The organism is Pseudomonas lutea, from assembly GCF_000759445.1.
GTDB lineage: Bacteria > Pseudomonadota > Gammaproteobacteria > Pseudomonadales > Pseudomonadaceae > Aquipseudomonas > Aquipseudomonas lutea.
Map to the genome: position 1 here is coordinate 548,606 of NZ_JRMB01000001.1, position 13,331 is coordinate 561,936.

Genomic DNA, 13,331 nt, shown 5'->3' on the forward strand with positions numbered 1-13,331 from the left:
CATGCCCAATTTCGCTGAACTGCTGCAACAGGGCGGGGCTCATGCCTGGCTGTACTTCCCGAGCGCTATCCTGCTGGGTGCCTTGCACGGCCTGGAGCCCGGCCATTCCAAAACCATGATGGCAGCCTTTATCGTGGCGGTCCGGGGCACGGTGAAACAGGCCATCCTGCTGGGCCTGGCCGCGACGTTGTCGCACACCGCGGTGGTCTGGCTGGTGGCTATCGGCGGCATGTATCTGGGTGCAGGGCTGGACGCGCAGACCACCGAGCCATACTTCCAGCTTGCGTCCGCTGCCCTGATCATCGCCATTGCGCTATGGATGCTATGGCGAACGTGGCGTGGGGAACGGATGTTCACCGTGGAGCACGCGGGCGGTCATCATCACCATGACCATGACCATGACCATGACCATGACCATGACCCTCATCATGACCATCATGACCATCATGACGGCACCCATCCGATGGACGCGGCCCTGTCTGCGGATGGCTATCAGGACGCCCACGAGCGCGCCCACGCCGACGACATCCGCAAGCGCTTCACCCAGCGTAAGGTCAGCACCGGCCAGATCATCGTCTTCGGCCTGACGGGCGGGCTCATTCCATGCCCGGCCGCCATCACCGTGCTGTTGCTGTGTCTTCAGGTGAAGGAGGTCGCGCTGGGCGGGATGCTGGTCTTGAGTTTCAGCATCGGCCTGGCCCTCACGCTGGTCACCGTCGGCGTTGCCGCAGCCGTCGGGGCCCGTAAAGCCTCCAGCCGCTGGCCCTGGTTGAGTGCCTTGGCACGTCGGGCGCCTTACTTGTCCAGCGTGTTGATCATTGCAGTCGGTGTGTACGTGGGCGTGCACGGCTGGATCGGGCTGAACGTTTAGGCACCTGTCGCAGCGGTACAGGGGCTGAATATCCTTAGTGCAGCGTGCGCGGTGTCACTGACACCGCGCGTCCTTCCAGTGGACCCAGGCAGACCGGATGCCTTCAGTGGGGTGGGCACACCGAGTGCCTTCTGTGGGACTGGCTTCAGCCGGGAAGGCGTCAGTCGTCTTGCCACAGAATCGATGCCGTTCAAACAGGCCTCTTCCCGGCTGAAGCCGGTCCCACGGGCACACCGCGCGTGCCTTCACTGGGACCGGCTTTAGCCGGGAAGGCGTCAGTCGCCATGCCTCGGAACAGATGGCGTTCAAACAGGCCTCTTCCCGGCTGAAGCCAGTCCCACTGGCACACCGCGTGCCTTCAGTGGGACCGGCTTTAGCCGGGAAGGCGTCAGTCGCCATGCCTCGGAATAGATGGCGTTCAAACAGGCCTCTTCCCGGCTGAAGCCGGTCCCACGGGCACACCGAGTGCCTTCAGTGGGACTGGCTTTAGCCGGGAAGGCGTTAGTCGTCATGCCACAGAATCGATGGTGTTCAAACAGGCCTCTTCCCGGCTGAAGCCGGTCCCACTGACACCGCGCATACCGGGTAGGACCGGCTTCAGCCGGGAAGGCGTCGGTTGCCACGCCTCGGTGCAGTGTGCCGCCGCCGGCATTCCCGGCTAAAGCCGGTCCTACTAAGTAAACGCGCCGCTGTTGTAGGACCGGCTTTAGCCGGGAAGGCGTCAGCGCAGCAGGTGGACACACAGCCCTGCCGCGGCGCATCCCAGCAACACCGTGATCACCCCGCGCTTGAAGCGAAACAGGGCGACCGCTGCGCCAATGGCGATCAGCAAGGACGGCCACTCAAGTCCTGCACTGAAGCCGTTGGGCCAAAGCACGTGGTAGCCGAAAAAGCAGGCAAGATTGAGAATCACACCCACCACGGCGGCAGTGATGGCGGTCAGCGGGGCGGTGAAGGAGAGCTCATTGTGGGTCGATTCCACCAGCGGCCCACCGGCGAGGATGAACAGAAAAGACGGCAGGAAGGTGAACCAGGTCACCAGCGCGGCAGCGACGGCCCCTGCAACAAACGCCTGCTCCGGCCCGAAGACGTGCAGGACATAGGCCCCGACGAATCCGACATAGGCCACCACCATGATCAGTGGGCCCGGCGTGGTCTCGCCGAGCGCCAGGCCATCGATCATCTGCGTCGGCGTCAACCAGCCATAGTGACTGACCGCGCCCTGGTAAACGTAGGGGAGCACCGCGTACGCACCGCCGAACGTCAACAGCGCAGCCTTGGTGAAGAACCAGCCCATCTGCGTGAGTGTGCCCTCCCAACCGAAGAGTGCGGTCAGGACCGCCATGGGCAATACCCATAACACGACGCCTGCGGCACCGAGGTATGTGAGCCTGAGCCACGTAAAGCGCGCATGGTCCGGTGGCGGCGTATGGTCATCGATCAGGGCCGGGCCAAAGGATGCGTTCGCCGCGGCGTGCCCGCCGTCCCTGAACATCTCCGGCACCCATCGACCGCCCAGATAGCCCACCAGCGCAGCCGCCAGCACGATCAGCGGGAAGGGAACATTGAAGGCAAAGACAGCGGTGAACGAGGCTGCAGCAATGGCCCATAGCCCGTTGTTTTTCAGCACGCGCGAGCCGATCCGATGAGCCGCTTGCAGCACAATGGCCGTGACGGCGGGCTTGATCCCGTAAAACAACCCGGCCACGACGGGGAGTTCGCCAAACGCGATGTAGAGCCACGACAGTGCGATCAAAATGAACAGCGAGGGCAGCACAAACAGCGCGCCGGCGATCACGCCGCCTTTTGTCCGGTGCATCAGCCAGCCAATGTACGTCGCCAGTTGCTGGGCTTCAGGCCCCGGCAAGACCATGCAGTAGTTGAGTGCATGCAGAAACCGGCGCTCGGAAATCCAGCGTCGGCGCTCCACCAGCTCCTGGTGCATGATCGAGATTTGCCCGGCCGGGCCGCCGAAGCTGATAAAGCCAAGCTTCAGCCAGAACCAGAATGCCGTACGCAAACTGACGGGGGCAGGGGTGGACAGCTCCTCTTCAGGCTCCGGCTTCAATGTGCCGCTCATGGGCGAATGCTCTTTCATGGCGCAGGCGAGGGCGAGTGTCAGACCTTTTTATCCGCCAAGCCAGCCTCTGCCTCGTTGTTGCTAGCCGAACCAGCTGGGGCGGCGATAGCATCAGGTTCAACCGCCGCTTCGGTGGCGAGCTTGAGACGGTCGGCTTTGCTGACGTAGGTGGACTTGTTCTTCGGCGCCAGCTTGGCGCTCGCCTTTTTCGCGTTGGCCTTCAAAATCTGGTTGAGTTTCTTGCGACGGTTCATGCCTGGTTACCCGGTGTGCAGATGCGTGACGGTTTAAGTGCGGGCAGTGAATCAGATCAGCGACAAATCTTCCACACAGTCCTTGGCAAGGGGGCGCCCAGCGGTTATGAAACACCACGCGGAGCCGACCGCGCTTGCTCGACCATTCGCCTGGAGCCCCACGATGGACTTTGAAGACAGCTCGCCCGTCACAACCCTGCAGGCGCTCGAAGCCTTGTATGGCCCCATCGCCGCGCCGTCACTGGTCAAAGAGGTCGACCACATTCACCCCGTGTATCGGCCATTTATCGAGGCCTCGACCTTCGTTGTGCTTGCGTCCTCCGGCGCGGGGGGGCTGGACGCCTCACCCCGGGGCGATCAGGCGGGTTTCGTGCATATCCACGACAGCCACACCCTGTATTTGCCGGACCGTCGCGGCAACAACCGCATTGATACGCTGCGCAACATCATTGAGGACCCTCGGGTTGCGCTGCTGTTTCTGGTGCCGGGCGTGGGCGAGACGCTGCGAGTCAATGGCACGGCGCACATCTGTATCGCGCCTGACCTGCTGGCCCGATTCGCGGTGGACGGCAAGCCGCCGAAGTCGGTGATTCGGGTCACGGTGAGCAGCGTTTACTTTCAGTGCAGCAGGGCGGTCATCCGCGCCGGACTCTGGGATTCATCCCGGCACGTGCCGCGAAGTGCGCTGCCAACCGCCGGGCAAATTCTCAAAGCGGTCTCTCAGGCCGCCATCGATGGCGAGGCGTACGACAAGGCGCTACCGGGAAGGATCGCCGACACGCTGTACTGACCGGCGGAATCGGAGCACCCAAGACGGGAAGAGGACCCGCTCTTGCGCGCGGTGCAACAGTGGGGCTGAGCGTGCTGACGAAGCGATGTCCTGATCGCAGAGATGCGTCGGCTGAACGGGCGACTTCGCGAGCAAGCTCACTCCCACAGGTTGAACGGTATTCGCAGTTGTGACGTTGATCCTGGGGGTGGCCCGATGACAGCTTCCGCCCTACCATTGATGCTCATCTTCGATCAACGCGACGGGCCGCCGTGAATATCAACTTTGACCTCAACGACCTTCAGGCTTTTCGTGCCGTGGTGGAGAAGGAAGGCTTTCGCCGCGCGGCGGATTCCATCCGTATCACCCAGTCGGCCCTGAGCCGGCGTATCGAAAAACTCGAATCGGCGTTAGGCGTGAAGCTCTTCGAGCGGACCACGCGCAAGGTGTCGCTGACCAATGTCGGTCGCGCATTCCTGCCGCAAGTGGAACGGCTGCTCGATGACCTCGACCTGGCACTGCTCAGCATCGGCGACGGCGGGGCCACTCGCAGGGGCACGTTGACCATCGCTTGTGTGCCTTCGGCGGCGTATTACTTCATGCCCCATGCCATCCGCAGTTTCCATGGGCAGTTTCCGCTGATTAAAATCAGGCTGATCGACGCGTCAGCCAATGAGGTCAGCGCCGCCGTGGCTTCCGGCGAAGCGGATTTCGGTGTGGGCTTCACCGGCAACCTGGCACCGGAAATCGAGTTCAGTGCGTTGCTGGAAGAGCGCTACGTGATTGCCTGTCGTCGCGACCATCCCCTGGCCACACGCGACGTCGTCACCTGGGCGCAAGCCTACGAATACGAGCACATCACCCTCGACAAATCCTCGGGCAACCGTCTGGTGCTGGACCGTGCGCTGGCGGGTCTGAAAATGGGCAAGGAAAGCGTGTGTGAAGCGCGGCACGTGACCACGGTGCTCGGGCTGATCGAGGCGGGATTGGGGATTGCTGCGGTGCCGTCGATTGCCATGCCGCTCTCGCCTCATCCGATCCTGGCGAGCGTGGCGTTGATCGAACCGGAGGTGGTCAGGCACATGGGCCTGTTGAAGCGCCGCGGGCGCACGTTGACGCCTGCGGCTCTGGAACTGGAGCAGCGCATTCGTGCGCTGCCCGGTACCTTACCGAGGGACTGAGTCCAGCCCGGTTTGGCGAACGCTGGCCTGGGCATCGGGGGACGACAGGAAGTCCAGCAATTGCTTCGCTTCAGCCGGGTGATCGGCATTCTTCGGGATACCAGCGGCGTAGCGCGTGACCGATTGCACATTCTCCGGGATTTTGCCGACGAAGGTCACGCCCGGCACGGGCAGCAGCTCGGCCACCTGCTGGAAGCCTAGCTGGTAGTCGCCCTTGGCGACGACAGACGCGACGGGAATGCGCTCGATCATTTTGCCTTTAGGCGCGAGCTGCTGCTGGATGCCGAGCTTTTTGAACAGCTCCTTCTCGATATACACGCCGCTCGCGCTGTCTGAATACGCCACTGACTTGGCCGCCAGCAAGGTGTTTTTCAGCTCCGTATCGGTGCCGATGGCGGGCTCGTCCGCGCCCGCTTTGACGACCATGCCGATGCGTGAATCGGCCAGTTCTACACGGCTGCCGGCGTCGACCTTGCCCTGCATGATCAGGTCATCCAGCGCGTAGCCGACCATGATCACCACGTCGGCGTGCTCGCCCCGGTCGAGGCGGTTGGGTATCGCCTCGGCGGCTTTGCCCATGGACGGGCCGAGGACGGTTTTTAGCGTGTTACCGCTGTGCTCGGCATACTGCGGGCCGAGGCGTTGATACGCCGCGGTGAAGCCGCCCGAGGTCATGACGGTCAGCTCCTGCGCTTGTGCAACGTTGCCATACGCGCAGCAGGCGAGGGCCAGGACGGAGAGATGTTTGAACAGGGCATTCATAATGACGTCCTTCAGGCAGTAGCCAGTGATTGGGCGGCGAGACGGCGGTACAGCATCAACGTCGCGGTAAAGGCGCAGAAAGCAGCGAAGATCATCCAGTACGCCGGGGCAGCCTTGTCGCCCGTCAGGTGGATAAGCCAGGTCGAAATGGCCGGGGTAAAGCCGCCGAAGATGGCCGTGGCCAGGCTGTAGGCCAGGGAGAAACCGGCCACACGCACTTCCACCGGCATCATCTCGGTCAGCGCCGGAATCATCGCGCCATTGTAAATACCGTAGAGGAACGAGAACCACAGCAGCACTTCGAGCATGTGCGCGAAGGTTGGCGCCTGGGCGAGAAACGACAGCGCCGGATAGGCCGTCAGCAGGGTCAGCAGGGACATCGACAACAGCAGCGGTTTACGCCCCAGCCGGTCACTGAGTGCGCCGCCGATGGGCAGCCAGATGAAGTTCGACACGCCCACCAGCAGCGTGACGATGAGCGCATCGCTGGTGCTCAGTTGCAACACGGAGCGGCCGAAGGTCGGCGCGTACACGGTGATCATGTAGAACGCGGTGGTGGTCATCGCCACCATCAGCATGCCGAGGATGACCACGCTGGCGTTGCTGAACAGCGTGCTGAAAACCATTTTCATGGTCGGCCGGTGCTTGCGCGTGGTGAACTCCTCGGTTTCCTCAAGGCTGCGGCGCAGCAGGAAGATGAACGGGATGATCAGGCAACCAACGGCGAACGGAATGCGCCAGCCCCACGCCGACAGCTCGGCAGGCGCCAGCCATTGGTTGAGGGTGTAGCCCAGCGCGGCGGCCACCACGATAGCCACTTGTTGACTGGCGGACTGCCAACTGGCGTAGAAGCCTTTGCGGCCCGGCGTCGCCATCTCGGCCAGATAAACCGACACGCCGCCCATTTCCGCACCTGCGGAAAAGCCCTGCAGCAGCCGGCCCAGCAACACCAGCGCGGGCGCCCACAAGCCTATTGAGGCGTAGCCAGGGACGAGGACGATCAGCAAGGTGCCGCTGGCCATGATTGCCAGCGTCACGATCAGGCCACGACGGCGCCCGACGTCATCGATATAGGCACCCAACAACACGGCGCCCAGCGGCCGCATGAGGAAGCCCGCACCGAACACGGCGAAGGTCATCATCAACGAGGCGAACTCATTGGTGGCGGGGAAGAAGGCGGCGGCGATCTGGGTGGCGTAGAAGCCGAAGAGGAAGAAGTCGAACTGTTCCAGGAAGTTTCCGGACGTGACCCGGAAGACCATCCCGGCCCTGGACTTCCCGGAGGAGGCCTGGCGTGGCGGCTGATGCATAGTGTTCTCCAGCGTTTTTTTTGAGTTTGTAAGCGCTTGTAACTGGAGATTCTGTGGCAATTTTCAGATGGCGATAATCGTTATTTTTTCATCCATTGATGCATGGATCAGATCAATCCTGGCGTGGGTGGTTCGCGTTGGTAGCACAGGATTGCGTGGGGGTAGTCGGCAGCCGCAGTGAGCGGCTGCCGTCTTGAGGCGCTGTTACGCCAGCGTCCCGTTGAGCATCAGTGCTTCGACATCCGGCGCGACCTGGTTAACCGCGCCCAGATATTCAATGAGCTCCGCGGCGCGGCTACCGCGCAGGCCGGCCGTGGTCAACGATTTGTCGCGCACGTAGGTGTAGAGGCCGGAGACCGCAAACGCCTTGAGCTGGGCGATGTGTTGCGCCTGCTTGGGCAAGGTGTTCTGAAATACATCGCTCTGGAAAAAACGCCGACGGGCCAGCGGCGTGCGGAAGGCAATCTCCATGATCGCCAGCTCTGCGCGCGCGTCGTTGGCGAAATGCGCGACGTTTGGGGCCGGCGGGTGCTGGCCGTCATTCTCGAACGGTTCGCACAGGTGCAGGCACACTTTGACCACGTCGTCCGAGCCTGCCAGCAGCGGTCCCAGATCGGATTCCAAATAGCCGTGCAACTGTGTCAGCGCCTCGCGCGGGCTGAAATGCACGTGAATCCGGTCGAACGTATCGGTGCCGTTGAACCGCTCGTCAGCCAGCGCATTGGTCAGCGTCATCGAGCCTTGGGGCAGGGCGTAGGCCAGGGTTTCATCAAACATGTTCTGCTCGTCCGAGAACAGAATCGGGCTGGCCTCCTGAAACACCTTCTGGTCGGCGGCGGACTCGAATCCGATCTCCACGCCGCCGTCGAGTTCGTAGTCCTGAAGGGTCTCGATGCCCTCAGCCAGCGGCCAGAGATGAGCGTCCTGTTCCCGCGAGAAGTGGTGCTGGATGTACAAGCCCAGGCCGGGCAGTCGCGAGCACAGCGGGCCATGCACGTCACGCCAGTAGTGCGCAAACACCTCGTGGGGCACGCGTTCGCGCCTTTTGACGGTCGTGTAGCTGTTGAATTCGATCATGCGGCACCTGTCATTCGGGAAATAATCAGTCGTAGTGATCCGATGCAGGTGCCGCGGCAGGGTTCAAAGCAATTTAGCGGGGCTCCCCGGTGGCCGCATGGGTCACTTTGATGTCGGTTAGACCGAGTTGGCCGGCCTGTTCGACGACTTGATCCGGCGACGCATCGGCGTTGGGCATGATCAGGCTGTTTTCGCTGTCGCCGAAATGCAGCTGGAGCAGGTGCATCGCCGCGTCGGCCACCGACAGCTGCGGCGCGTTCAGGTCGAATCGGTGGCTGCGTGGCTCGCCGTTGTAGCGATAGTCAACGAGGTAATCAGGCATGACGAACTCCGGAATGAGAAGGTAAAGGCGTTATTTGCCGGGTTGCTTGTGCCTGGCGTACATCACCGCCGAGCCGCCCGAAGCGGGTCTGGCCTGCAACTCGAAGGCTTGCGGAAAACCCTTGATGAGGTCACTGAGTTTTTTGTAACCGTGGGTGCGTGGGTCGAACTCCGGCCGCAGCTTGGTGATGTTGGTGCCCAACGCACCGAGCTGGACCCAGCCGTCCTCGTCAGCGATGTCGTCGAGTATCTTGGCGATAAAGCTGATGGGCGCTTTCGGCCGTTTCGCCGTTTCAGTCGCTGCAGGCTTGAGCACGTCGGCCTGGGCCTGGGGGTCAACACTCTGTTCGGTGCTGACGGCGATGGCGTCCTCGCGCAGCAGTTCGATGTAAATGAATTTGTCGCAGGCGGCAACAAAGGGGCGTGGCGTTTTCTCCTCGCCGAAGCCGATCACGGTCAGGCCTTCCTCGCGCAGACGTGACGCCAGCCGCGTGAAATCGCTGTCGCTGGAGACCAGGCAAAACCCGTCGAAGCGCCGCGTGTACAAAAGGTCCATCGCGTCGATGATGAGCGAGCTGTCGGTGGCGTTCTTGCCCTTGGTGTAGGCAAATTGCTGGATCGGCTGAATCGAATGATCGAGCAGCACCTTCTTCCAGCCGCCCAATTGCGGGCCCGTCCAGTCGCCGTAAATACGCTTGACGCTGGCGACGCCGTACTTGGCGATCTCTTCAAACAGCCCCTCGACGATAGCGGCGGGGGCGTTGTCGGCGTCGATCAACACCGCGAGGTGCTTTTGAGCGTGAGTGGAGATAGGCGTGGCCATGAATCTTCCTTGCGCAAAAGCCACACCATACCGCCAAACACTCGATGAATCCCGTCTTGCGCGGCGCGCGGATCATTCCCACCCGCATTCGCACCCGCGCAACGCTGCGCTAGTGCGGCACGGGCGTAGGCAAGTCGGTGCCGGTACGCCAGGCATCGAGATTGGCCATGACCAGGTCCGACATGGCGCGGCGGGTGTCCCAGGTGGCGCTGGCCATGTGCGGGGTCAGCAGCACATTGTCCATCGCCAGCAACGGCGGCGCGGGGTGCGGCTCGTTTTCGTAGACGTCCAGTGCAGCGCCCGCCAGACGCCCCTCGGCCAGCGCCTGCGCGAGGGCCTGTTCGTCCACCACGCTGCCACGCCCGACGTTGATCAGGTAGCCCTGCGGGCCCAGCGCCTCGAGTACGCGAGCGTCCACCAGGTGATGGGTGCTGGCGCTGCCACCGACTGCCACGACCAGAAAGTCCACTGCCGCTGCAAGTTCGACGACCGAGGCGTAATAGGTGAACGCGACGTCCTGAGGGCGGCGGCCGGTGTAGGCAATCGCCATGTCGAAGCCCTCCGCCCGGCGAGCAATGGCTGCGCCAATGCGGCCCAGCCCGATGATCCCCAGACGCGCTCGGCTGACTTTGCGGCTAAACGCAATGGGGCCGTCTGCCCAGGCGCCGGAGCGGGTAAAGCGGTCGGCCACCCGCAGGTTTCGCGCGATGCCCAGCATCAACGCCATGGCGAAATCCGCCACGTCTTCGGTCAAGACATCCGGCGTGTGGGTGATGCGGATGCCACGCTGGCGCGCTGCGTCCACGTCGACCCCGTCATAGCCCACGCCAAACACCACGATGACTTCCAGTGCCGGCAGGCTTTCGATCAGCTCACGGCTGACCGTCGATTCGCCGTTGGCGACCATCGCGCGGAGATCGGCGGTGGCGGGGCCGATGCCGGTGCCATCCTGATCGGCCTCCACGACCTCGTAGGCCGCGTGCAGCGCTTCGTCGAGCATGGCCGGTAAACGGGCGATTTTAAGGAGCCTTGGCTTCATCCAGACCTCGGGGTGTGTGAGTGGTAGTGGCATCTGCCATGGCGGCAGTGGCGGCCGTACCTCGCGGTGCCGGACGCGGCGCGCGGGCAAGAAACAGCCCCAGCACACCCCCGGCCAGCAGCGCTGCGGACACCAGCAGCAGGGCGTAGTCGTAACTTTGCGTGGCGTCCTTGATCCAGCCCATCACTGGCGGCAGGCCAAGACCTGCAATGTTGGCGATGGAGTTGATGAGCGCGATCGAGGCGGCAGCGGCGGCGCCTGACAGGTATTCGGTGGTGGTGGCCCAGAACACCGGCGTGGCCGCCCAGTTCAGACCCACTGCCACCACCAGCAAGGCGTACGCCAGCCATGGGTTGCTGGTCATCACCGCCAGCGCCAGCAAGATACCGGCCGCCATCAACGGCAACGCCAGGTGCCAGCCGCGCTCACCCTTGCGGTCCGAATGGGTGCCGTTGAAGTACATGAACACGCAGGCAAACAGGAAGGGCAGCGCCGACAGCACGCTGACGGTAAACGATTCCTGACCGGACACCGACTTGACGATCAGTGGCAGGAACAGTGTGATGCCAATCGTGCCGAATGCCTGCAGCAGCCAGAACAGGCTCAGCAGCCACACCTGCCTGCTGCGAAACGCGGTCTGCCACGCGGCATGATGGGAAATCGGCGAGTTCGCCTGCTCGGCGGCGATAGTGCGGCTCAGCCACTCTTTCTGATCGGCCTGCAGCCAGTGGGTGCTTTGCGGCGAATCCGGCAAGTAGCGCAGCACGACGATCCCGAGGATGACGGCCGGCAGCCCCTCCAGCAAAAACAGCCAGCGCCAGCCGCTCACGCCGAAATAACCGTCCAGATGCAAAAAGGCCCCGGACAGCGGCAGGCCAATCACCGACGCCAGCGCAGCCCCGATGTAGAAGAACGACATGGCCTTGGCCCGGTCGGTCTTGGGGTACCACTGCGACAGGTAATAGATGATTCCCGGCGTGAACCCCGCCTCGGCGGCGCCCAGCAATAGACGCATGCCGTAGAGCTGATTCGCGCTTTGCACGAACGCCATGCCTGCCGCAACGATGCCCCAGGTGATCATGATCCGCGCGATCCAGCGCCGCGCCCCAACCCGCGTGAGAATGACGCTGCTGGGCACTTCGAGCAGGATGTAGGTGAGAAAGAACAGGCCCACGCCGATGCCATACATGCGAGCGGTCAGGCCCAGCTCGGCATTCATCTGCAATGCAGCGACGGAAATGTTCGACTTGTCGATGTACGCGACCATGTACAGCAGCATCAGAAACGGAATCAACTTGAGGTTGAGCCGCTTCATCGTGCTGGCGTGCAGGCCCGAATCCAGAAATGGCTGGGGCATGGGACTTCCTGTTGTTTTTATGGAATGCGAAGAAGCCCCACCTTAGACGACCTGTGCGGATACCTCAATATGTGATTCGTCGTCCCATATATAGGGATAATTGGTGACCCTATACTTCGGGATTTTGGCCAGCGCAGCGGACCTGACCGGTGGTCGTGTCGATCTATTCAGAGCCGCCTGTGTCAGGCTCCTGCAACCACCCAAATGGAAGAGGGCGCGCTCATGAACGGCTCGAGGAATTCGGCCACTGCCTATGCAGACTGAGAAGAAACATTCGCGAGCAGGCTCGCCCCGACGGGCTCGGGAGCGACCTTGGATGCTGGCTCTGTTGGCAGGCAGGGGATCAATAACGCGCATACCGGAGCTGATCTCACAGCGAAATTCAACGGCTGGCGTCCAGTGTTTTGAGCATGGCGACCGCGGCCAGGCTGTGAACTTTTCGAGTCGGGTGCCATTCATCCCAGTAGTAATGAGTGTCAGGGGTTTCACACACGGGCCCGGCGTCCGGATAGGTGACCTGACATGGGGCATCGAGCTCCTTGAACCCCGCAACATCAGGTGCGGCTCGGAGCGTGTTGCTAAAGGCCAGATGGTCGAAGTAGCTGATGGCGACGTGACGAGTTTTAGCCAGTGTCTTCAGCGCCGCTGGAAGTTTCTGTTCGAGTATTTCCTGGTATGCCTTCGCACTCGTCGCTTGATTGCCCTGGACCACAGCCGGCACATGACTTAAATCCGTAGTTCCCACCACCATCACGTGCTTCGCGCCTGCTTCAATCAGCGACGCGGTGGCCTTCTGTATGTTCGCCACGCTTGTCTGGGCAAGCGCGTCTATCGACTCTGTCCGCGAGAAGTCCGCCCATTCAAAAAAGTCATTGGCCGAGGTGAAAATGAAATAGAGCGCATTCGGGTCCGCTTTGTGTGCCTCGGCGGCTTTCAGATGATCAGCGATCTGACCGAAAACTCCAGTGTTGCGGGAAGGTTCCATCCAGGAGTAGTAGTTGCCGTTACCGCTTTTTGCGCCGCCAATTGCGTAGTCGGTCAAGGGTGTTTTCAAGGCTTCGGCCAAATGTTCTACCGCAGTGGGACCGTTGCTCCAGCGTCCCCTCCAATATAAGGAGCCGGGTAACTCCAGCGCATCCTTGACCTTCCGGGAGGCCAATGTTCGGGTGAAGTTTTCACCTGCACCATTGTCAGAGTAGCTGTCACCGAAAGCATAAAGATGATCGTAAACCGGGGCGCCGAACGCCGTTGATGCAGTCAGTACCAATAGAGCAGCCAGGCAAGCGCGTCGAGTCATTGAAAGTCTCCCAGTGTGTCATTCCAGATTACATCCGCCGAAGCTTTGGTCATGCGACGGCAGCGACCTGCGTTTATTCGAGTGCGCGCAATCTGTCCTGTTCGCGACAGGTAGGTGGCGGATTAAAGTCGACTTCCGACAGGGACAGTTCCAGAGACCACGGTGAACCACGCCGGCGTCCAGGCTTCCT

At 62.1% G+C, this 13,331-nt stretch carries 12 protein-coding genes and 1 pseudogene; 3 read left to right on the forward strand and 10 right to left on the reverse strand.

Annotated features, from left to right (window positions below):
* Position 1: 1 nt before the first annotated feature.
* Entirely contained in the window at positions 2 to 871 is an 870-nt protein-coding gene (locus tag LT42_RS02275; protein WP_037009589.1) for a nickel/cobalt efflux transporter, read from the forward strand.
* A 721-nt stretch (positions 872 to 1,592) separates the two neighbouring features.
* Here the strand turns inward: LT42_RS02275 and chrA are convergent.
* Positions 1,593 to 2,951 (reverse strand): chromate efflux transporter, encoded by a 1,359-nt coding sequence (chrA, locus tag LT42_RS02280; protein WP_037009592.1) that lies wholly within the window; start codon positions 2,949 to 2,951, stop codon positions 1,593 to 1,595.
* 113 nt (positions 2,952 to 3,064) lie between these two features.
* Positions 3,065 to 3,205: pseudogene (locus tag LT42_RS02285) on the reverse strand (DUF2986 domain-containing protein); the annotation flags it as partial.
* A gap of 163 nt (positions 3,206 to 3,368) precedes the next feature.
* Here LT42_RS02285 and LT42_RS02290 point away from each other — a divergent pair.
* A complete protein-coding gene (locus LT42_RS02290; RefSeq protein WP_037009596.1) occupies positions 3,369 to 3,995 on the forward strand; it encodes a pyridoxamine 5'-phosphate oxidase family protein in 627 nt (208 codons plus the stop codon).
* A gap of 251 nt (positions 3,996 to 4,246) precedes the next feature.
* Positions 4,247 to 5,155: a LysR family transcriptional regulator gene (locus LT42_RS02295; protein WP_037009598.1), complete on the forward strand. Its 909-nt coding sequence runs from the start codon at positions 4,247 to 4,249 to the stop codon at positions 5,153 to 5,155.
* Here the strand turns inward: LT42_RS02295 and LT42_RS02300 are convergent.
* From LT42_RS02300 to LT42_RS02335, 8 genes are all read right to left on the reverse strand, one after another.
* Positions 5,141 to 5,917 carry a substrate-binding domain-containing protein gene (locus LT42_RS02300; RefSeq protein WP_037009601.1) on the reverse strand — a complete coding sequence of 259 codons (777 nt, stop codon included), beginning with the start codon at positions 5,915 to 5,917 and terminating at the stop codon, positions 5,141 to 5,143. The genes LT42_RS02295 and LT42_RS02300 overlap by 15 nt on opposite strands.
* A gap of 11 nt (positions 5,918 to 5,928) precedes the next feature.
* Entirely contained in the window at positions 5,929 to 7,227 is a 1,299-nt protein-coding gene (gene tcuC, locus LT42_RS02305; RefSeq protein WP_037009604.1) for an MFS transporter, read from the reverse strand.
* 204 nt (positions 7,228 to 7,431) lie between these two features.
* Positions 7,432 to 8,304, reverse strand: coding sequence for an EthD domain-containing protein (locus tag LT42_RS02310; protein WP_052074965.1), 873 nt, complete (start codon positions 8,302 to 8,304; stop codon positions 7,432 to 7,434).
* Between the two features lie 73 nt (positions 8,305 to 8,377).
* Positions 8,378 to 8,626: a hypothetical protein gene (locus tag LT42_RS02315; protein ID WP_037009606.1), complete on the reverse strand. Its 249-nt coding sequence runs from the start codon at positions 8,624 to 8,626 to the stop codon at positions 8,378 to 8,380.
* Between the two features lie 30 nt (positions 8,627 to 8,656).
* Positions 8,657 to 9,448 (reverse strand): NYN domain-containing protein, encoded by a 792-nt coding sequence (locus tag LT42_RS02320; RefSeq protein ID WP_037009608.1) that lies wholly within the window; start codon positions 9,446 to 9,448, stop codon positions 8,657 to 8,659.
* Between the two features lie 109 nt (positions 9,449 to 9,557).
* The gene (locus LT42_RS02325) at positions 9,558 to 10,487 is read right to left on the reverse strand and encodes a 2-hydroxyacid dehydrogenase (protein WP_037009610.1); all 930 of its coding nucleotides are present in this window, start codon (positions 10,485 to 10,487) and stop codon (positions 9,558 to 9,560) included.
* Positions 10,468 to 11,844: an MFS transporter gene (locus LT42_RS02330; protein WP_081955283.1), complete on the reverse strand. Its 1,377-nt coding sequence runs from the start codon at positions 11,842 to 11,844 to the stop codon at positions 10,468 to 10,470. Before LT42_RS02330 ends, LT42_RS02325 begins: the two co-directional genes overlap by 20 nt.
* A 382-nt stretch (positions 11,845 to 12,226) precedes the next feature.
* Positions 12,227 to 13,141 (reverse strand): SGNH/GDSL hydrolase family protein, encoded by a 915-nt coding sequence (locus LT42_RS02335; protein ID WP_037009613.1) that lies wholly within the window; start codon positions 13,139 to 13,141, stop codon positions 12,227 to 12,229.
* Between the last annotated feature and the right edge of the window lie 190 nt (positions 13,142 to 13,331).